Genomic DNA, 19,843 nt, shown 5'->3' with positions numbered 1-19,843 from the left:
GATGCAGGAGCCAGCGGTTTTGCCTACTTTTCCCAAGAGAAAAGTAGGCCGCCGTAAAGGCGGAAGGGGCCGGCAGCATCGCCACATTGAATGGATAAGCTCGCGGCCTCAGTCCAACTCAACTCAACTCAACTCAACTCAACTCAACTCAACTCAACCCTAGAATCATAGCCCACGGCATGTCGTGAAGAACCAAAAAAAAACGGGAACCCAAAGGTCCCCGTTTTCAGTCACACAATGAAGCTTAGCGTGGGAAAGCTGGCGGGTTGACGCCGGCCATGTCTTCCATCACACGCACAACCTGGCAGCTGTAACCGAATTCGTTGTCGTACCAGACGTACAGGACAACGCGGTTATCGTTGCAGATGGTGGCTTCGGCATCGACCACACCGGCGTGGCGCGAGCCAACGAAGTCGGTGGATACCACTTCCTGGGAGCTGACGTAGTCGATCTGCTTGTGCAGGTCCGAGTGCATGGCCATCTGGCGCAGGTACTCGTTGATTTCGTCGCGGTTGGTGGCCTTTTCCAGGTTCAGGTTCAGGATGGCCATCGACACGTTCGGCGTAGGTACGCGGATCGCGTTGCCGGTCAGCTTGCCCTTGAGCACTGGCAGTGCCTTGGCGGCTGCGGTGGCAGCACCGGTTTCGGTGATGACCATGTTCAGCGGCGCGGCGCGGCCACGACGGCTGCCCTTGTGGAAGTTGTCGATCAGGTTCTGGTCGTTGGTGAACGAGTGAACGGTTTCGACGTGGCCGTTGACGATGCCGTACTTGTCATTGACAGCCTTGAGCACCGGCACGATGGCGTTGGTGGTGCAGGAGGCAGCCGAGATGATCTTGTCGTCGGCAGTGATGTCGCCGTGGTTGATGCCGTGAACGATGTTCTTCAGCGCGCCCTTGCCAGGTGCGGTGAGGATCACGCGGGCAGCGCCCGGGCAGGCCAGGTGCTGGCCCAGGCCGTCGGCGTCACGCCATACACCGGTGTTGTCCACGATCAGGGCGTTTTCGATGCCGTACTGGGTGTAGTCGACTTCGCTCGGGCTCTTGGCGTAGATAACCTGGATCAGGTTGCCGTTGGCAGTGATGGTGTTGTTGGCTTCGTCGATGGTGATGGTGCCATCGAACGGACCGTGCACCGAGTCACGACGCAGCAGGCTGGCACGCTTGACCAGATCGTTCTCGGCGCCTTTGCGCACGACGATGGCGCGCAGGCGCAGGCCGTCGCCACCACCGGTTTTTTCGATCAGGATGCGCGCCAGCAGGCGGCCGATGCGACCGAAACCGTACAGGACAACGTCGGTGCCTTTGCGCGCCGAAGCGTTCTGCTGGCCAACCACGTCAGCCATTTCTTCACGCACGAACTGCTCGGCGCTACGGCCGTTGCCTTCTTGCTTGAACTTGTTGGCCAGCTTGCCCAGGTCGACCGAAGCGGCGCCCAGTTTCAGCTCGCTCATGGCCTTGAGCAGCGGGAATGTCTCGTGGACAGAGAGTTCGGTTTCGTCGGTTTGGCGATGACGGGCAAAGCGGTGCGCTTTGAGGATCGAGATCACCGAGCGGTTGATCAGGCTGCGGCCATAGATCGAGCTCACCACATTGTTATTGCGGTAGAGCTGACCGATAAGCGGGATCATCGCTTCTGCAAGTGCTTCACGATCAATCCACTCACCAAGACACTGGTCGGGCTTCTGAGTCACGGGAACCTTCCACATGTAGGGACAGAAAAAAGGGGCTACATTATGACGCCCCGCGGCCCATCGAGCAATGAGCGCCTGTCGCCGACGTGTCACTACAGGCTTTTTAGCCCGCGCAAGCCTGACAGCACGGGCCTCTGAACGGTACAATTGGCGTCTTTGTCGCAACGCTTGGAGCTCGACCTCCCGTGCCTGTTCTGCGTCTACCGCACCTGCCGGCCACTGCCGGCAAACAAACCTGGGGCAACCTGCCGGGCGCCGCCCTGAGCCTTGCCATCGCCGAAGCTGCCAGCGCCGCCGGGCGCTTCACCCTGCTGCTGACCGCCGACAGCCAGAGTGCTGACCGGCTGGAGCAGGAGCTGCGCTTTTTCGCGCCCGACCTGCCGGTGCTGCCCTTCCCCGATTGGGAAACCCTGCCCTACGACCTGTTCTCGCCGCACCAGGACATCATCTCCCAGCGCATTTCCAGCCTGTACCGGCTGCCGGAGCTCGACCACGGCATTCTGGTGGTGCCGATCACCACCGCCCTGCACCGCCTGGCGCCGACCCGCTTCCTGCTGGGCAGCAGTCTGGTGCTGGACATCGGCCAGAAGCTCGATGTCGAGCAGATGCGCCTGCGCCTGGAAGCCAGCGGCTACCGCTGCGTCGACACCGTCTATGAACACGGCGAATTCGCCGTGCGCGGCGCACTGATCGACCTGTTCCCCATGGGCAGCAAGCTGCCCTACCGGATCGACCTGTTCGACGACGAGATCGAGACCCTGCGCACCTTCGACCCGGAAACCCAGCGCTCGATCGACAAGGTCGACTCGGTGCGCCTGCTGCCGGCCCGCGAGTTCCCGCTGCAAAAAGAAGCGGTGACTCAGTTCAAGGCACGCTTTCGCGAACGTTTCGACGTCGATTTCCGCCGCACCCCGATCTTCCAGGACCTGTCCAGCGGTATCACGCCGGCCGGTATCGAGTATTACCTGCCGCTGTTCTTCGACGACACCTCGAGCCTGTTCGACTACCTGCCCCAGGACACCCAGGTGTTCTCCCTGCCGGGCGTCGAGCAGGCCGCCGAGCATTTCTGGAGCGACGTGCGCAACCGCTATGAGGAGCGCCGCATCGACCCGACGCGGCCGCTGCTGCCGCCGGCCGAACTGTTCCTGCCGGTGGAAGACTGCTTTGCCCGGCTCAAGAGCTGGCCACGGGTGGTGGTCAGCCAGGATGACGTCGACAGTGGCGCCGGGCGCGAGCGCTTCCCGGCCCGGACCCTGCCCAACCTCGCCATCGAGGCCAAGGCCAACCAGCCGCTGGCGGCACTGTCGGGTTTTCTCGAACAATTCCCGGGCCGCGTGCTGTTCACCGCCGAATCGGCGGGCCGGCGCGAAGTCCTGCTGGAATTGCTCGAACGCCTGAAGCTGCGCCCGCAGACGGTCGATAGCTGGAGCGCCTTCGTCGCCGGCAAGGAGCGCCTGGCCATCACCATCGCGCCACTGGACGAAGGCCTGGTGCTGGACGATCCGGCCATCGCCCTGGTCGCCGAAAGCCCGCTGTTCGGCCAACGGGTCATGCAGCGCCGGCGCCGGGAGAAACGCAGCGACGGCAACAACGATGCGGTGATCAAGAACCTCACCGAGCTGCGCGAAGGCGCGCCGGTGGTGCATATCGACCATGGCGTGGGCCGCTACCTGGGCCTGGCGACCCTGGAAATCGACAGCCAGGCCGCCGAGTTCCTTACCCTGGAATACGCCGAGGGCGCCAAGCTCTACGTGCCGGTGGCCAACCTGCACCTGATCGCCCGCTACACCGGCAGCGACGACGCCCTGGCGCCGCTGCACCGACTGGGTTCCGAAGCCTGGCAGAAGGCCAAGCGCAAGGCCGCCGAACAGGTCCGCGACGTGGCCGCCGAACTGCTGGACATCTATGCCCGCCGCGCCGCGCGCAAAGGCTATGCCTTCGCCGACCCGGCGGCCGACTACGCTACCTTCAGCGCCGGCTTCCCGTTCGAGGAAACCCCCGACCAGCAGAGCGCCATCGAGGCAGTGCGCGAGGACATGCTGGCAGCCAAGCCGATGGACCGCCTGGTGTGCGGCGACGTCGGCTTCGGCAAGACCGAAGTGGCCATGCGCGCCGCCTTCATCGCCGTGCACGGCGGGCGCCAGGTGGCCATCCTGGTGCCCACCACCCTGCTCGCCCAACAGCACTACAACAGCTTCCGCGACCGCTTCGCCGACTGGCCGGTGACCGTGGAAGTGATGAGCCGCTTCAAGTCGCCCAAGGAAGTCGCCACGGCGGTCGCGGACCTCGCCGAGGGCAAGATCGACATCGTCATCGGCACCCACAAGCTGCTGCAGGACGACGTCAAGCTCAAGGACCTGGGCCTGGTCATCATCGACGAAGAGCACCGTTTCGGCGTGCGCCAGAAAGAACAGCTCAAGGCCCTGCGCAGCGAGGTGGACATCCTCACCCTGACCGCCACGCCGATTCCACGCACCCTGAACATGGCCGTGTCCGGCATGCGCGACCTGTCGATCATCGCCACCCCGCCGGCGCGCCGGCTGTCGGTGCGCACCTTCGTCATGGAGCAGAACAAGAGCACGGTCAAGGAAGCCCTGCTGCGCGAGCTGTTGCGCGGCGGGCAGGTCTACTACCTGCACAACGATGTGAAGAGCATCGAGAAATGCGCCGCCGATCTTGCCGAACTGGTGCCCGAGGCCCGCATCGGCATCGGCCACGGCCAGATGCGCGAACGCGAGCTCGAACAGGTGATGAGCGACTTCTACCACAAGCGCTTCAACGTGCTGATCGCCTCGACCATCATCGAGACCGGCATCGACGTGCCCAGCGCCAACACCATCATCATCGAACGCGCCGACAAGTTCGGCCTGGCCCAGTTGCACCAGTTGCGCGGCCGGGTCGGTCGTAGCCACCACCAGGCCTATGCCTACCTGCTCACGCCGCCGCGCCAGCAGATCAGCGCCGACGCCGAAAAGCGCCTGGAGGCCATCGCCAACACCCAGGACCTGGGCGCCGGTTTCGTCCTGGCCACCAACGACCTGGAAATCCGCGGTGCCGGCGAGCTGCTCGGCGAAGGCCAGAGCGGCCAGATCCAGGCGGTTGGCTTCACCCTGTACATGGAAATGCTCGAACGGGCGGTCAAGGCCATCCGCAAGGGCACCCAGCCAAACCTCGACCAGCCGCTGGGCGGCGGCCCGGAAATCAACCTGCGCCTGCCGGCACTGATTCCCGAAGACTACCTGCCGGATGTACATGCGCGACTGATCCTGTACAAGCGCATCGCCTCGGCGGTCGACGAAGACGGCCTCAAGGACCTGCAGGTGGAGATGATCGACCGCTTCGGCCTGCTGCCCGAGCCGACCAAGCACCTGGTGCGCCTGACTTCGCTCAAGCTGCACGCGGAAAAGCTCGGCATCAAGAAAGTCGATGCCGGCCCCAATGGCGGCAAGATCGAGTTCGAAGCCCAGACCCCGGTCGATCCGCTGGTGCTGATCAAACTGATCCAGGGCCAGCCCAAGCGCTACAAGTTCGAAGGCGCCACCCAGTTCAAGTTCATGGTGCCGATGGAGCGCCCGGAAGAACGTTTCAACAACCTCGAGGCGCTGTTCGAGCGCCTGACCCCACAATCTGCATGAAGGAAATCCCATGCGTGCCATTCGCTGCCTGACCCTGCTGCTGGCCCTGTTCGCCCCAGCAGCCTTCGCCGAAGGCGTTTATCAGGTCGAGATGATCCTGGTGCGGCAGAACGCCGTGCCGGCCATTACCAGCCAGTTCGCCCCCGAAGACTGGCGCAACGCGGGCCAGCCCCCGGCCGAAGGCGACATGCGCCAGCCCTTGCTGAACGACGAAGTTGCAAAACTTGCGGCCGACCCGAGCAAGTACACCGTGTTGCTGCACAAGGCCTGGCAACAGGATGCCGGCACCGTTGCCATCAGCGACGGCAAGGAACACTTCGGCCACTTCCCGATCGAGGGCAACCTGAACGTAACGGAAGAGCGCTTTATCGCCGTCGACACCAGTTTCTGGATCAACCAGTTCGACGGCAACGGCAGCGTGATCCAGAGCGAGCAGTTCAAGCAGAGCAACAACACGGTGAAAAATGGAGAACTGACCTTCCTTGACGGCGGCCACCTGGCCCTGCTGCTCAAGGTCAGCAAGCCCTGAAAATGCCCGAGCACCTGGTAGACAACCTCCAGCCACAACCGCGGTTGTGGCTGGGCAGCATCGAATTCAGCGCCTTTGAACCACGAAACGGGCGCATGCAGCGGCACATCCAGCACCGTGCCGCCCTGGCCTTCGGCTACGCCGGTGAATACGTCAGCGGCAGCCGCGCCAGCACGGTGATCAAGCACGACGCCGAGCAGACCCTGCGCATCCAGCGCCAGCCCGCCGCCGAGCGCAGCCTGCGCGAGACCTTGCTGGGTCTGGGCTTCAAGATCGCCACCCGGCAAAGCAAGGCGCTGCCGGAAAGCGCCGGCGACCCCTTCGAACTGCCCAACGACAGCGCCTGGCTGCGCTTCGTCCTGAGCGAACTGCCGGCCCTGCGCGCGCAAGGCTGGCAAATCGAGTTCGCCGAGGACTTCGCCTTCGACCTGACGCCGGTGGACGATTGGTACGCCCAGGTCCAGGAAGCGCCGGAGCGCGACTGGTTCGACCTGGAACTGGGCATCGTGATCGAAGGCGAGCGCCTTAGCCTGCTGCCGATCCTGCTCAACCTGCTGCGCACCCATCCGGAACTGCTCAACAGCAACCAGTTGAGCAAGCGACGCGACGACGAACAACTACTGGTGAGCATTCCCGGCCAAGCCGGTGGCCGACGAGCCCTGCAGATCGCCCTGCCCTACAGCCGGCTCAAGCCGGTGCTGACCACCCTGGGTGACTTCTACCTGCGCGAGCCGGGCGAAACCAGCCTGCGCCTGGCCACCCCCGACGCCACCCGCCTCAACGCCCTGCAGGACATCCCACTGAACTGGCAAGGCGGTGAACGGGTGCGCAACCTGGCCGAACGCCTGCGCGATATCCGCCTTGCGCCGGTGCAGGTACCGGACGGCCTGAACGCCACCCTGCGCGCCTATCAGCTCGAAGGCCTGAGCTGGATGCAGGCCCTGCGCGAGCTGGAAGTGGGCGGCATCCTCGCCGACGACATGGGCCTGGGCAAGACCCTGCAAACCCTGGCGCACCTGCTGACGGAAAAGAACGCCGGACGCCTGACCCGCCCGGCCATGGTGGTGATGCCCACCAGCCTGATCCCCAACTGGCAGGACGAAGCCGCCCGCTTCGCCCCCGGCCTGCGAGTGCTGGCCCTGCAAGGCATCGGCCGGCGCAAGTACTTCGGCAAACTTGCCGACTACGACCTGCTGCTGACCACCTACGCCCTGCTACCCAAGGACCTGGCGTACTTCAAGGACCTGATGCTGCATGTGCTGATCCTCGACGAGGCGCAGTACATCAAGAGCCCGGGCAGCAAGGCCGCCCAGGCCGCTCGCCAGCTCGAAGCCCGCCAGCGCCTGTGCCTGAGCGGCACGCCACTGGAAAACCACCTGGGCGAGCTGTGGTCGCTGTTCCACTTCCTGCTCCCCGGCTGGCTGGGCGATGCCAAGGCCTTCAATCGCGACTACCGGGTGCCGATCGAGCGCCAGGGCAACGATGAGCGCCTGCAGCACCTCAACGCACGGATCAAGCCGTTCCTGCTGCGCCGCACCAAGGAGCAGGTGGCGACCGAACTGCCGGCCAAGACCGAAATGATCCACTGGGTCGAACTCAGCGATGCGCAACGTGATGTCTACGAGACCATGCGCCTGGCCATGGACCAGAAAGTGCGCGCCGAAATCGACCGCAAGGGCGTGGCGCGCAGCCAGATCATCATCCTCGAAGCCTTGTTGAAACTGCGCCAGGTGTGCTGTGACCTGCGCCTGGTCAACCGCGACACCTCGACGGCCCGCGGCACCCATTCGGGCAAGCTGGCCAGCCTGATGGAAATGCTCGAGGAACTGCTCGCCGAAGGCCGCCGCGTCCTGCTGTTCTCGCAGTTCACCAGCATGCTGCGCCTGATCGAGGCCGAGCTTGAGCAACGGGGCGTGGCCTATGCCCTGCTGACCGGCGAAACCCGCGATCGCCGGGCGCCGGTACAGGACTTCCAGGACGGTCGCCTGCAGATTTTCCTGATCAGCCTCAAGGCCGGCGGCGTCGGGCTGAACCTGACCGCTGCCGACACCGTGATCCACTATGACCCCTGGTGGAACCCGGCGGCGGAAAACCAGGCCACCGACCGTGCCTACCGCATTGGCCAGGAGAAGCCGGTGTTCGTCTACAAGCTGATCACCCGGGGTACGGTGGAAGAGAAGATCCAGCAGTTGCAGCAGGAGAAATCGGCGCTGGCGGCCGGGGTGCTGGATGGACGGCAGGCCGGGGACTGGCGCCTGGCCGCCGAGGATATCGATGCGCTGTTTGCGCCGTTGCCCGGTAAGCGCAAGGCATCGAAAGCTGGTTGAGCCCATCGCAGGCTTCGCCAGCGCCCACAGAACCCTCTACCTGAGCCCCCCCTGTGGGAGCTGGCGAAGCCTGCGATGGGCTGCAAGGCAGCCCCGGCAAACTCAATCGACCAGCTGGGCTTCCTTCAACGCCCCCAGCGCCTCCAGCCAACGCGGCTGCTGGCGATAATCGGTGCGCGCAAAGCCCTGCCCGCGCATCTGCGCGATACGCGGCGACGGCTTGACCTTCAGGCGCTGGGCCGCGCTCAAGGCCAGCTCGGCTGCCGCCCGGTCGTTGCACACCAGGCCCATGTCACACCCGGCGCTCAGTGCCGCCTCGATGCGACTGGCAGCATCACCCACCACATGGGCACCGGCCATCGACAGGTCGTCGCTGAAGATCACCCCGTCAAAGCCCAGCTCGCCGCGCAGGATTTCCTGCAACCAGCGCCGGGAGAAACCGGCCGGCTGGTTATCGACCTGCGGGTAGATGACATGGGCCGGCATGACCGCCGCCAGCTGGCCGCTGAGGCGCGCAAAAGGCACCAGGTCGACGGCGCGGATCTGCTCGAGGCTGCGCTCGTCGGTAGGAATGGCGACGTGCGAGTCGGCCTCGGCCCAGCCATGACCGGGGAAGTGCTTGCCACAGGCCGCCATGCCGGCCGCGTTCATGCCACGGATAAAGGCGCCGGCCAGGGCCGTGGCCCGCTGCGGGTCACCCTCGAAAGCGCGGCTGCCGACCACAGCGCTGCGCTGGTGATCCAGGTCGAGCACCGGGGCGAAGCTGAGGTCCAGGCCGACCGCCAGGACTTCGGTCGCCATCAGCCAGCCGCACTGCTCGGCCAGGTACTCGGCGTTGTCGTTGTCGGCAATCGCGCGCATGGCCGGCAGGCGCACGAAGCCCTGACGCAGGCGCTGGACCCGCCCGCCTTCCTGGTCGACGGCCAGGATCAGGTCGGGGCGGATGGCGCGGATCGAGGCGGTCAGCTCACGCACCTGGCGCGGGCAGTCGATGTTGCGGGCAAAGATGATCAGGCCGGCCACTTCGGGCTGGCGCAGAAGCTGGCGATCTTCGGCGGTCAGCCAGGTACCGGCGATATCCACCATCAAGGAGCCTTGCAGGCTGGCACTCATAAATAATCCTTCAGTAGAGGGGCGCGTCAGCCCATTGGGGGCACGCGACTTCGTCGATCTGTACCGGGCAATGCAGCGGCACCTGGTCGAACAGGGTCAGCAGGTCGGCATTGCGCAGGCGCACACAGCCATGGGACAACGCCACGCCCATGGGTTCGCTGTCGGGCGTGCCGTGCAGGTAAATGTAGCGGCGGAAGGTGTCGACCGGCCCCAGGCGGTTGAAGCCCGGCTCGCAGCCGCTGAGCCAGAGGATGCGGGTGAGGATCCAGTCGCGGTCGGGAAACTGCGCATGCAGCGCCGGCGTCCAGGTTTCACCGGTCCAGCGCCGCCCACGCAGCACCGCGCCGGGTGGTAAGCCTGCGCCGATCTTCGCCCGCACCTGGTGCAGGCCGCGGGGCGTGCAGCCCGAGCCATTGCGCTCGCCGGCGCCGTTCAACGCCGTGGACACCGGCAGGCGCAGGCGCAACTGCCCCCGGGCAAATCCGTAGAGGCATTGATCGGCAAGGGAAATGTGCAGTAGATCGAGACTGGGCATGGGCGCTAGCTTAGCCGATGCGGCCCGCGGCGCCCAGCCATGGCATCAGGCCTTGGCAGTGACCGTATGGTTTGCCGATTTGCTGCGCGGACGCAGTTGCGCGGCGGCCATGGCCTCGTCGGTGACGCCGCTGTCGGCGCGCATGCCGGCGGCGAGGAACGGTACCATCAGGCGCATGACCTGCTCGATCGAGGTATTGACGCCGAAATCGGTCTCGGCGATCGCGCGCAAGGCCTTGATCCCGGACATGCTGAACGCAGCGGCGCCGAGCATGAAGTGCACGCGCCAGAACAGCTCGATCGGCGGAATACGCGGCGCGGCTTCGTTGACCAGCAGCATGTAGCGGCGGAACACCTTGCCGTACATGTCTTCCAGGTAGCGACGCAGGTGACCCTGGCTCTGGCTGAAGGCCAGGCCCAGCAGGCGCATGAAGATGGACAGGTCGTTACCGCTGCGTGGCTGCACCACCAGCGCCTGCTCGACCAGCATCTCCAGCAGCTCTTCGAGGCTGGGCTTGTGCTCGGGACGGGCCTGGCGCCGCTCCAGCTCACGCTCGAGGCTGGTGCAGAAAGGACCGAGGAAACGCGAGAAGACCGCCTGGATCAGCGCCTTCTTCGAACCGAAATGGTAGTTCACCGCCGCCAGGTTGACGCCGGCCTTGCTGGTGATCAGCCGCAATGAGGTTTCGGCAAAACCTTTTTCCGCGAACAACTGCTCGGCAGCATCGAGAATGCGTTCAACGGTTTCCGACTGGGCCATGACTACTCCGCCTGACAAACACTTGTTTGAAACATACGTTTCAAAGCACTGATTTGTCAAGTCCACACAGCCGTTTTGCGGCCACCCGGTCAGCTATTAAATCACAGCTGCAAGCCACAAGCTGCAAGCTGTAAGCCACAAGCGCTGCCGTTCCCCGCTTTTTCTTGAAGCTAGCCGCTTGCAGCTCACCACTTACTGTATATAATTACAGTCACTGTATAAAAAGACAGAGCGATCGACATGCTAAAACTGACGCCACGCCAAGCTGAGATTCTGGCTTTTATCAAGCGCTGCCTGGAAGACAACGGCTTCCCGCCCACCCGTGCGGAAATCGCCCAGGAGCTGGGCTTCAAGTCGCCCAATGCCGCCGAGGAGCACCTCAAGGCCCTGGCCCGCAAGGGTGCGATCGAGATGACTCCGGGCGCCTCCCGCGGCATCCGCATCCCGGGCCTCGAGGCCAAGGCCGAGGACAGCGGCCTGCCGATCATCGGTCGCGTCGCCGCGGGCGCACCCATCCTCGCCCAGCAGCACATCGAGGAATCCTGCAACATCAACCCGGCCTTCTTCCATCCCCGTGCCGACTACCTGCTGCGGGTTCACGGCATGAGCATGAAGGACGTCGGCATCGTCGATGGCGACCTGCTCGCCGTGCACACCTGCCGCGAGGCCCGCAACGGCCAGATCGTGGTCGCCCGCCTGGGTGACGAGGTCACGGTCAAGCGCTTCAAACGTGAAGGCAGCAAAGTCTGGCTGATTGCTGAAAACCCCGAATTCGCCCCGATCGAAGTCGACCTGAAAGAGCAGGAACTGGTGATCGAAGGCTTGAGTGTCGGCGTCATACGTCGATAAAGGAGGCGTCATGCAGTTCCCCCCTGCGTCACAGAAAGTACAACAGCCAGCGCAATTGCCTCTGTTCGAAGCATTCCTGGCCCAGCCGGTCCTGCCCGGACTGAAAGCCGCCAAGCCCGCGCCACACCCTGGCGCGTCCCAGGTGTTCAGCGAGCTGTCCTTTCGTGGCGCACTGGGTAGCTGCCAGAGCCTACTGGCACCCATGCTGCGTGAACTGAGCGAGTTGAGTGAAGAACAGGACGCCCGCTGGCTGACCCTGATCGCCCCGCCCGCCAGCCTCACCCACGCCTGGCTACGCGACGCCGGCCTGAACCGCGAGCGCATCCTGCTGCTGCAACCACGCGGCAACCAGAGTGCCCTGCAGCTAGCCTGCGACGCCCTGCGCCTGGGTCGTAGCCACACCGTGGTCAGCTGGCTGAACACGGTCAGCAGCAGCGCCCGCCAGCAACTGAGCAATGCCGCCCGTGCCGGAGACGCACAAAGCCTGAACATCCGCCTCGGCTGATATTCAGGGGTGCTTGAAATGGGGTTCGCCAGGCTTCCTCAGGACGAGGAAGCCACGCCGGACGATCAATGCAGGACGCGTGGCCCTTCGTCCCGCTCGATATCGCCTTCCACCAGTTTGCCGGCCATCTGCACGCCAACGCTGAGCATGGCTTTGGCCACTTCGACGTGTTGACCTTGCAGGAACGCCTTGGCGTCCTCGGAGAAATCCAGGGTTACCAGGGAGCCTTCGTCCTCGGCACGGCGCAGCTCGATCCGGCCATCAGGCAACTCGACAATTTCTAGAAAGGACGTTGGCATAAGGGGCAGTTCTCCACGAAAGGTCGCCATTGTACCAGCGACCGCCTCGATCAGCACTCACTCAAGCCTTCACGAAAACGCACGGTCAGGCCCTTGAGGTTCTGCCGCCAGCTCTCCAGCTCTTCCCGCGAAAGTGGCGTCGCTTCGGGCTCGTCCAGGCTCACGGCCTGAATCAGCGGCTGGGTGACATCGGTTTTCGCTGTTTTTTTCGCGACCGGCGGTCGGAACAAATCGGCATAAGCTGCTAGCAGTTGCGCCAACCAGGTCTCACGCTGCTTGGCCAGTTCGACCAGCTCGGCCATTTCCGGAATGGCCACGGCCTCCAGCACTTCTCGGGTCAGCAGCAGCTCGGCACGCGGAGCACCGGCCTGGGGCAAGCGGTAGAAGCCGGCAATTTCGTGGCAGAGCCCGAGCAGAGCACCGTACAGGTGAAACAGCGCCGATTCGCGCTCGGCCTGGATCAGGGCCTGGGCGTTCATCGCCCGGCTGTCCTGCGCCTTGCCCATGGCTTCGAGGGCGAGCCCGGCAAAGTAAATTTTCTGATTGGTGCGGGTATAGAGTTCCTGGGCCATCTGGGTGCCCTCCGAAAGGCTGCAAGGCGGCCTATCAATTTACACTAGTGCGTACCTGAAAAGCATCGCGGGGCAAGCCCGCTCCCACAGGTTTTAATGCCTGTGGGAGCGGGCTTGCCCCGCGATTGGGCCTACCTGAGGTCAGCGCTTGTCTTCGACCTTCCAGGCATTGCCGTCGTAGAAGGCACGCCAGCCGGTCGGCTTGCCGTCGACTTCGGTCTGCACGTACTGCTCCTTGGTCTTGCGGCTGTAGCGGATCACCGCCGGACGGCCTTCCGGATCCTTCTTCGGCGCTTCGCAGAGGAAGTGGTACTTCGGATCGATCTCATCCTTGTGCGGGATGATCTCGATCACCAGCGGTGCACGGGTTTCACGGTTTTTCGGGAACTGGCTGGCCGCCAGGAACAGGCCCGAAGCGCCGTCACGCAGCACGTAGGTGTCGTTGACCTTCTCGCACTTGAGCTCCGGCATTTTCACCGCGTCCATCTTCGGCGGCGCCGCCTCGCCGCTCTTGAGCAGCTTGCGGGTGTTCTTGCACTCGGTATTGGTGCAACCGAAGAACTTGCCGAAACGGCCGGTCTTGAGCTGCATTTCGCTGCCGCACTTGTCGCACTCCAGGCTCGGACCTTCGTAGCCCTTGATGCGGTAGTTGCCCTCTTCGATCTCGTAGCCGGTGCAATCCGGGTTATTACCGCAGATGTGCAGCTTGCGCTTCTCGTCGAGCAAGTAGGCATCCATGGCCGTGGAGCAGATCGGGCAGCGATGCTTGCCCAGCAGCACGCGCGATTCCGACTCACCTTCGTCGTCGGCGGCGATTTCATCGCCCGGGACCAGGTTGACGGTGGCCTTGCAGCGTTCCTTGGGCGGCAGGCTGTAGCCCGAGCAGCCGAGGAACACACCGGTGGAGGCGGTGCGGATCATCATCGGCCGACCGCAATCCTTGCAGGGGATGTTGGTCAGGGTCGGCTGATTGGCGCGCATGCCCTTTTCGCTGTCTTCGGCCACTTTCAGCTTGTTGCTGAAATCGCCGTAGAACTCGTCCAGCACGTTTTTCCAGTCGCGCTCGCCCTGGGCCACGTCATCGAGGTTCTCTTCCATGCCGGCGGTAAAGCCGTAGTCCATGAGGTTGGAGAAGCTCTCGGACAGGCGCTCGGTGACGATGTCGCCCATCTTCTCGGAGTAGAAGCGACGGTTGTGCAGGGTCACATAACCGCGGTCCTGGATGGTCGAGATGATCGCCGCGTAGGTGGAAGGCCGGCCGATGCCGCGCTTTTCCATTTCCTTGACCAGGCTGGCCTCGGAGTAACGCGCCGGCGGCTTGGTGAAGTGCTGGCTCGGGTCGAGCTGGATCAGCTTGAGCACTTCGCCCTGGTTCATTTCCGGCAGCACGTCGTCGTCGCCCGGCTTGCTCTGTTGCGGCAGCACACGGGTGTAACCGTCGAACTTGAGGATACGGCCCTTGGCGCGCAGCTCGAAGTCGCCAGCCATGACGCTGACCGTGGTCGACAGGTACTGCGCCGGCGGCATCTGGCAGGCCAGGAATTGGCGCCAGATCAGCTCGTACAGACGCTCGGCGTCACGCTCCATGCCGCTGAGCTTGGTCGGGTGGGTGTTGACGTCGGAAGGACGAATCGCTTCGTGCGCCTCCTGGGCCCCCTCCTTGCTGCCGTAGACGATCGGCTCTTGCGGCAGGTACTTCTTGCCGAACTCGTTCTCGATGTAGGTACGGGCCATTTCCACCGCATCGACCGAAAGGTTGGTCGAGTCGGTACGCATATAGGTGATGTAGCCGGCTTCGTACAGACGCTGGGCCATCATCATGGTCTTCTTCACCCCGAAGCCCAGGCGGTTGCTCGCGGCCTGCTGCAGGGTGGAGGTAATGAACGGTGCCGACGGCTTGCTGCTGGTCGGACGGTCTTCACGCTTGGCAACGCTGTAGCTGGAAGCTTTGAGCTTCTCCAGGGCGGCCATGGCCTGGGCTTCGTTGAGCGGCTTGAAGGCTTCGCCCTTCTCCCGCGCCACTTCGAAGCGCACCTTGGCATCCTTGGCAGTGCCAAGGTCGGCATGTACTTCCCAGTATTCTTCCGGGATGAAGGCACGGATCTCGCGCTCGCGCTCGACCACCAGCTTCACCGCCACCGACTGCACGCGACCGGCAGACAGGCCACGGGCGATCTTGGCCCACAGCAGTGGCGAGACCATGTAGCCGACCACGCGATCGAGGAAGCGACGGGCCTGCTGGGCGTTGACACGGTCGATATCCAGCTCGCCCGGCTGCGAGAAGGCTTCCTGGATGGCTTTCTTGGTAATTTCGTTGAACACCACGCGCTTGTATCGGCTGTCGTCACCACCGATGGCTTCGCGCAGGTGCCAGGCGATGGCTTCCCCCTCGCGATCCAAGTCGGTTGCGAGATAGATGGTGTCGGCATCCTTGGCCAGGCGACGCAGTTCGTCGATGACCTTTTCCTTGCCCGGGAGGATCTCGTACTTGGCTTTCCAGCCGTGGTCCGGATCAACCCCCATGCGCGCGACCAGTTGCTTGCGCGCCTTTTCCTTTGGCGACAGGGCCGGTGCCTCGCCGGCGGCGGCCTTGCCACGCTTGGCGGCAGGTTCCTTGCTGGCGCTGGCCGAACCGCTGGTAGGCAGGTCTCGGATATGGCCGATACTCGACTTCACCACGTACTGGCTGCCCAGGTACTTGTTGATGGTCTTGGCCTTAGCCGGGGATTCCACAATGACCAGCGATTTGCCCATGGATCGGAAAATTCCTGAATACTGAAAATAAAAACACGGCAGGTACCTGACGCGGCACCGCTATATATAGTGGCAACAGAGTGAGGTCAAGCGCGAGGCGCTAGCCACCCTCGGCATCGGGCCGGGTGAACAGCTCGGTTTCAGCCTTGACCAAAGCAAAGCGCGGCACTTGCTCGCCGTCAACCTCGACCGACTCCATGAACATGGAAAGCGGCCGCACCCAAAGACCGAAATCGCCATACAGGGCCTGATAGAACACTACCCATTCCTCGGTCTCGGAATGACGCGCAGTGCCGAACACACGATACTCAGGCCCCTTGTAATGACGGTATACGCCTGGTTGTATCTGCATGTTGCTCACCCTCTTGAAAAAAATTTGCGGCACAAAACAAAAAACCGGGGCACCAGGCCCCGGCTTCCACCCGCGAAACGCTTAGACGCGTTCGAAGACGGTGGTGATGCCCTGACCCAGGCCGACGCACATGGTCGAGACGCCGAAGGTCCCGCCATTCTGCTTCATGACGTTGAGCAGAGTGCCGGAAATCCGCGCACCAGAGCAACCGAAAGGATGACCCAGGGCGATGGCGCCGCCGTGCAGGTTAACCTTCTCATCCATCTTGTCGAGCACTTTCAGATCTTTCAGCACCGGCAGGGCCTGTGCGGCGAAAGCTTCGTTGAGCTCGAAGAAGTCGATGTCGGCGATGGTCAGGCCCGCGCGCTTGAGCGCTTTCTGGGTCGCCGGCACCGGGCCGTAGCCCATGATCGCCGGGTCGACACCGGCCACGGCCATGGAACGGATCACCGCCAGTGGCTGGATGCCCAGGTCCTGGGCGCGCTGGGCCGACATCACGATCATGCACGAGGCGCCGTCGGTGATCTGCGAGGACGTACCGGCAGTCACGGTACCGCCCTTGGGATTGAACGCAGGCTTCAAGGCAGCCAGGCTTTCCAGGGTGGTGTCCGGGCGAATGGTTTCGTCGTAGTCGAAGACCTTGAGGAAGCCGTTCTCGTCGTAGCCCTGCATCGGGATGATTTCATCCTTGAACTTGCCTTCGACCGTCGCCTTGTGGGCGAGCTGGTGCGAACGCAGGCCGAACAGGTCCTGCTGCTCACGGCTGATGCCGTGCATCTTGCCGAGCATTTCGGCGGTCAGGCCCATCATGCCCGAGGCCTTGGCGGCGTACAGCGACATGTGCGGGTTCGGATCGACGCCGTGCATCATGCTGACGTGGCCCATGTGCTCGACACCGCCGACGACGAACACGTCGCCGTTGCCGGTCATGATCGCCTGGGCTGCGGTGTGCAGGGCGCTCATGGACGAGCCGCACAGGCGGCTGACGGTCTGGCCGGCCGCGGTGTGAGGGATCTGGGTCATCAGGGAGGCCATGCGGGCGATGTTCCAGCCCTGCTCCAGGGTCTGGTTGACGCAGCCCCAGATCACGTCCTCGACTTCACTTGGATCGACTTTGCTGTTGCGCTCCAGCACCTTGCTGATCAGGTGCGCGGACATGTCTTCGGCGCGGGTATTGCGGTGCATGCCACCCTTGGAGCGGCCCATCGGCGTGCGACCGAAGTCGACAATCACCACGTCTCTTGGATTCAGGCTCATATTCTCTCTCGCTCTTAATCGTTGGGCGCTTAACCGAAGAAGCTCTGGCCATTCTTGGCCATTTCACGCAGCTTCGCGGTGGGGTGGTACAGCGGACCCAGATCGGCGTACTTGTCTGCCAGGGCAACGAATTCGGCAACACCGAGCGAATCGATGTAGCGCAGCGCGCCGCCACGGAAGGGAGGGAAACCGATGCCGTAGACCAGGCCCATGTCGGCTTCGGCGGCGGTCGCGACGATACCGTCTTCCAGGCAACGAACAGTTTCCAGGCACAGCGGGACCATCATCCAGTTGATGATGTCTTCGTCGGAGACTTCACGCTGCTCGTAGATCACTGGCTTGAGCACGTCGAGTACGGCGGCATCGGCGACTTTCTTCGGCTTGCCGCGCTTGTCGGTCTCGTAGGCATAGAAGCCCTTGCCGTTCTTCTGGCCCAGGCGGTTGGCTTCGTAGAGTGCGTCGACAGCCGAACGGCGGTCGTCCTTCATGCGGTCCGGGAAGCCTTCAGCCATTACGTCACGGCCATGGTGACCGGTGTCGATACCGACCACGTCCATCAGGTAGGCCGGGCCCATCGGCCAGCCGAATTTTTCCATGACCTTGTCGATGCGCACGAAGTCGACACCGGCGCTGACCAGCTTGGCGAAACCGCCGAAGTACGGGAACAGTACGCGGTTGACCAAAAAGCCCGGGCAGTCGTTGACCACGATCGGGTTCTTGCCCATTTTCTTGGCGTAGGCAACGGTGGTGGCAACGGCCACGTCGCTGGACTTCTCGCCACGGATGACTTCCACCAGCGGCATCATGTGCACCGGATTGAAGAAGTGCATGCCGACGAAGTTTTCCGGACGCTTGAGCGCCTTGGCCAGCAGGTTGATGGAGATGGTCGAGGTGTTGGAGGCCAGGATCGCGTCTTCCTTCACCTGGCCTTCCACTTCAGCCAGTACTGCTTGCTTGACCTTCGGGTTCTCGACCACGGCCTCGACGACGATGTCGACATTGGCGAAGTCGCCGTAGGACAGGGTCGGGCGAATCGCGTTCAGCGCTTCAGCCATTTTCGCCGGGGTCAGGCGGCCTTTTTCAACGCGCTTGCCGAGCAGCTTGGAGGCTTCGTTCAAGCCCAGCTGGATGGCTTCTTCGCGGATGTCCTTCATCAGGATCGGGGTGCCCTTGACCGCCGACTGGTAGGCGATGCCGCCACCCATGATGCCGGCGCCGAGCACGGCGGCCTGCTTCACGTCGTGGGCGATCTCGTCGTGGGCCTTGGCCTTGCGCTTGAGCTCCTGGTCGTTGAGGAACAGACCGATCAGGCTTTGGGCAACCGAGGTCTTGGCCAGTTTGACGAAGCCGGCGGCTTCGACTTCCAGGGCCTTGTCGCGACCGAAGTTGGCCGCCTTCTGGATGCTCTTGATCGCTTCGACCGGCGCCGGGTAGTTAGGGCCGGCCTGGCCTGCGACGAAACCTTTGGCGGTTTCGAAGGACATCATCTGCTCGATGGCGTTGAGCTTGAGCTTTTCCAGCTTCGGCTGACGCTTGGCCTTGTGATCGAACTCGCCGCTGATGGCGCGCTTGACCAGGTCCAGGGCGGCGGCCTGCAGCAGCTCCGGGGCGACCACGGCATCGACGGCGCCGACTTTCAGGGCGTCTTCAGCGCGGTTTTCCTTGCCGGCGGCAATCCACTCGATGGCGTTGTCGGCACCGATGATGCGCGGCAGGCGCACGGTACCGCCGAAGCCCGGATAGATGCCCAGCTTGACTTCCGGCAGGCCGATCTTGGCGCTGCTGGACATGACCCGGTAATCGGCTGCCAGGCACATTTCCAGGCCGCCACCCAGGGCGATGCCGTTGATCGCTGCGACGGTCGGCACGGCCAGGTCTTCGAAGTCGCTGAAAATCCGGTTGGCTTCCAGGTTGCCGGCGACCAGTTCGGCCTCGGGCAGCTTGAAGTTATCGACAAACTCGGTGATATCCGCGCCGACGATGAACACGTCCTTGCCACTGCTGACAATCACGCCCTTGATCGAGGCGTCGGCCTTGATGGTGTCCACGGCCTGACGCAATTCGTTCAGGGTAAGACGGTTGAACTTGTTGACGGACTCACCCTTGAGGTCGAACTTCAGTTCGACGATGCCGCTTTCAAGAGCCTTAACCGTGATGGCTTTACCTTCGTAAATCATCAACTGATCTCCACGATATGGAAGCTGAACTGTACACGCCGATCGCTGGTGAAAGACCCGGCCGGCCAGAAGCCGTGTAGTGCCGAATCCTTGCGCCAGGCACACCCGTCAGCGCGATAGTCGGGATGTCTGTAAGAGCAGTCCGATAATACAAACGCTCAATTCATACGCCCGTTTGATTTGGGTATGCACACATTCAACGAAAAGATCGCCGTTGTCAAATGCCCGAAAGCTGTGTGAAAACGCGACTTTGCGGTCATTTTTCGCCATGCGCGAGCAAACCCGGCCAGCCGTGATCACGCCGTATTCATGCCGGCGATAGTGGTCAAAGGCTTACATGCACCGGCAGCGGATCAACGCCTGCCAGTGTGCACAACGGATGTGAAGGATCAGCGCGCAGCAGGGAACCCGCTACACTGGGGAGGGAATCGAAAACTCTACCGGCCTGCCTGGCCCGTCTGCCCGATGCGTGAATCGGGCTTTTTAT

General features: G+C 63.3%; 15 protein-coding genes. 5 read left to right on the top strand and 10 right to left on the bottom strand.

The genetic code is table 11. The features are described 5' to 3' along the window. Positions 1-244: 244 nt before the first annotated feature. Positions 245-1,708, bottom strand: coding sequence for a glyceraldehyde-3-phosphate dehydrogenase (locus M2D63_RS09020; protein ID WP_285862519.1), 1,464 nt, complete (start codon positions 1,706-1,708; stop codon positions 245-247). A gap of 170 nt (positions 1,709-1,878) precedes the next feature. Between M2D63_RS09020 and mfd the strand changes: the two genes are divergently transcribed. From mfd to M2D63_RS09005, 3 genes are read left to right on the top strand one after another with little or no spacing between them, the layout of a single operon-like run. Continuing rightward, on the top strand, positions 1,879-5,328 hold the full coding sequence (gene mfd / locus M2D63_RS09015) for a transcription-repair coupling factor (protein WP_285862518.1): 3,450 nt from the start codon (positions 1,879-1,881) through the stop codon (positions 5,326-5,328). A gap of 10 nt (positions 5,329-5,338) precedes the next feature. After that, the gene (locus M2D63_RS09010) at positions 5,339-5,857 is read left to right on the top strand and encodes a CsiV family protein (protein WP_285862517.1); all 519 of its coding nucleotides are present in this window, start codon (positions 5,339-5,341) and stop codon (positions 5,855-5,857) included. A 2-nt stretch (positions 5,858-5,859) separates the two neighbouring features. Next, positions 5,860-8,184: a DEAD/DEAH box helicase gene (locus M2D63_RS09005; protein ID WP_285862516.1), complete on the top strand. Its 2,325-nt coding sequence runs from the start codon at positions 5,860-5,862 to the stop codon at positions 8,182-8,184. Between the two features lie 102 nt (positions 8,185-8,286). Here the strand turns inward: M2D63_RS09005 and nagZ are convergent, their stop codons facing one another. The 3 genes from nagZ to M2D63_RS08990 are packed head-to-tail and all read right to left on the bottom strand — an operon-like array spanning position 8,287 to position 10,591. Next, positions 8,287-9,285 carry a beta-N-acetylhexosaminidase gene (gene nagZ, locus M2D63_RS09000; RefSeq protein WP_285862524.1) on the bottom strand — a complete coding sequence of 333 codons (999 nt, stop codon included), beginning with the start codon at positions 9,283-9,285 and terminating at the stop codon, positions 8,287-8,289. Between the two features lie 22 nt (positions 9,286-9,307). Continuing rightward, positions 9,308-9,832 carry a L,D-transpeptidase gene (locus M2D63_RS08995; protein ID WP_285862515.1) on the bottom strand — a complete coding sequence of 175 codons (525 nt, stop codon included), beginning with the start codon at positions 9,830-9,832 and terminating at the stop codon, positions 9,308-9,310. A 45-nt stretch (positions 9,833-9,877) separates the two neighbouring features. Beyond that, the gene (locus M2D63_RS08990) at positions 9,878-10,591 is read right to left on the bottom strand and encodes a TetR/AcrR family transcriptional regulator (RefSeq protein WP_285862514.1); all 714 of its coding nucleotides are present in this window, start codon (positions 10,589-10,591) and stop codon (positions 9,878-9,880) included. 240 nt (positions 10,592-10,831) lie between these two features. Here M2D63_RS08990 and lexA point away from each other — a divergent pair, with 240 nt between their 5' ends. Both lexA and sulA read left to right on the top strand, forming a co-directional pair. After that, the gene (gene lexA / locus M2D63_RS08985) at positions 10,832-11,440 is read left to right on the top strand and encodes a transcriptional repressor LexA (RefSeq protein WP_285862513.1); all 609 of its coding nucleotides are present in this window, start codon (positions 10,832-10,834) and stop codon (positions 11,438-11,440) included. A gap of 10 nt (positions 11,441-11,450) precedes the next feature. Next, entirely contained in the window at positions 11,451-11,945 is a 495-nt protein-coding gene (gene sulA, locus M2D63_RS08980; RefSeq protein ID WP_285862512.1) for an SOS-induced cell division inhibitor SulA, read from the top strand. A 65-nt stretch (positions 11,946-12,010) separates the two neighbouring features. Here sulA and M2D63_RS08975 read toward each other — a convergent pair whose 3' ends face one another. The 6 genes from M2D63_RS08975 to fadB all read right to left on the bottom strand — a co-directional run bounded on the left by M2D63_RS08975 (position 12,011) and on the right by fadB (position 19,356). After that, complete coding sequence (locus M2D63_RS08975; protein ID WP_285862511.1) at positions 12,011-12,244, bottom strand: hypothetical protein; 234 nt, start codon at positions 12,242-12,244, stop codon at positions 12,011-12,013. Positions 12,245-12,294: 50 nt separating this feature from the next. Further along, the gene (locus M2D63_RS08970) at positions 12,295-12,816 is read right to left on the bottom strand and encodes a DUF6586 family protein (RefSeq protein WP_285862510.1); all 522 of its coding nucleotides are present in this window, start codon (positions 12,814-12,816) and stop codon (positions 12,295-12,297) included. A gap of 141 nt (positions 12,817-12,957) precedes the next feature. After that, complete coding sequence (gene topA / locus M2D63_RS08965; RefSeq protein WP_285862509.1) at positions 12,958-15,570, bottom strand: type I DNA topoisomerase; 2,613 nt, start codon at positions 15,568-15,570, stop codon at positions 12,958-12,960. A gap of 100 nt (positions 15,571-15,670) precedes the next feature. Further along, on the bottom strand, positions 15,671-15,922 hold the full coding sequence (locus tag M2D63_RS08960; protein ID WP_285862508.1) for a DUF1653 domain-containing protein: 252 nt from the start codon (positions 15,920-15,922) through the stop codon (positions 15,671-15,673). 81 nt (positions 15,923-16,003) lie between these two features. Next, the gene (gene fadA, locus M2D63_RS08955; protein ID WP_285862507.1) at positions 16,004-17,179 is read right to left on the bottom strand and encodes an acetyl-CoA C-acyltransferase FadA; all 1,176 of its coding nucleotides are present in this window, start codon (positions 17,177-17,179) and stop codon (positions 16,004-16,006) included. A gap of 29 nt (positions 17,180-17,208) precedes the next feature. Next, positions 17,209-19,356: a fatty acid oxidation complex subunit alpha FadB gene (fadB, locus tag M2D63_RS08950; RefSeq protein WP_285862506.1), complete on the bottom strand. Its 2,148-nt coding sequence runs from the start codon at positions 19,354-19,356 to the stop codon at positions 17,209-17,211. Positions 19,357-19,843: the final 487 nt, after the last annotated feature.

The organism is Pseudomonas sp. BJa5 (assembly GCF_030272875.2).
Taxonomy (GTDB): Bacteria; Pseudomonadota; Gammaproteobacteria; order Pseudomonadales; family Pseudomonadaceae; genus Aquipseudomonas.
This window is presented reverse-complemented; position numbering and strand designations above follow the sequence as displayed.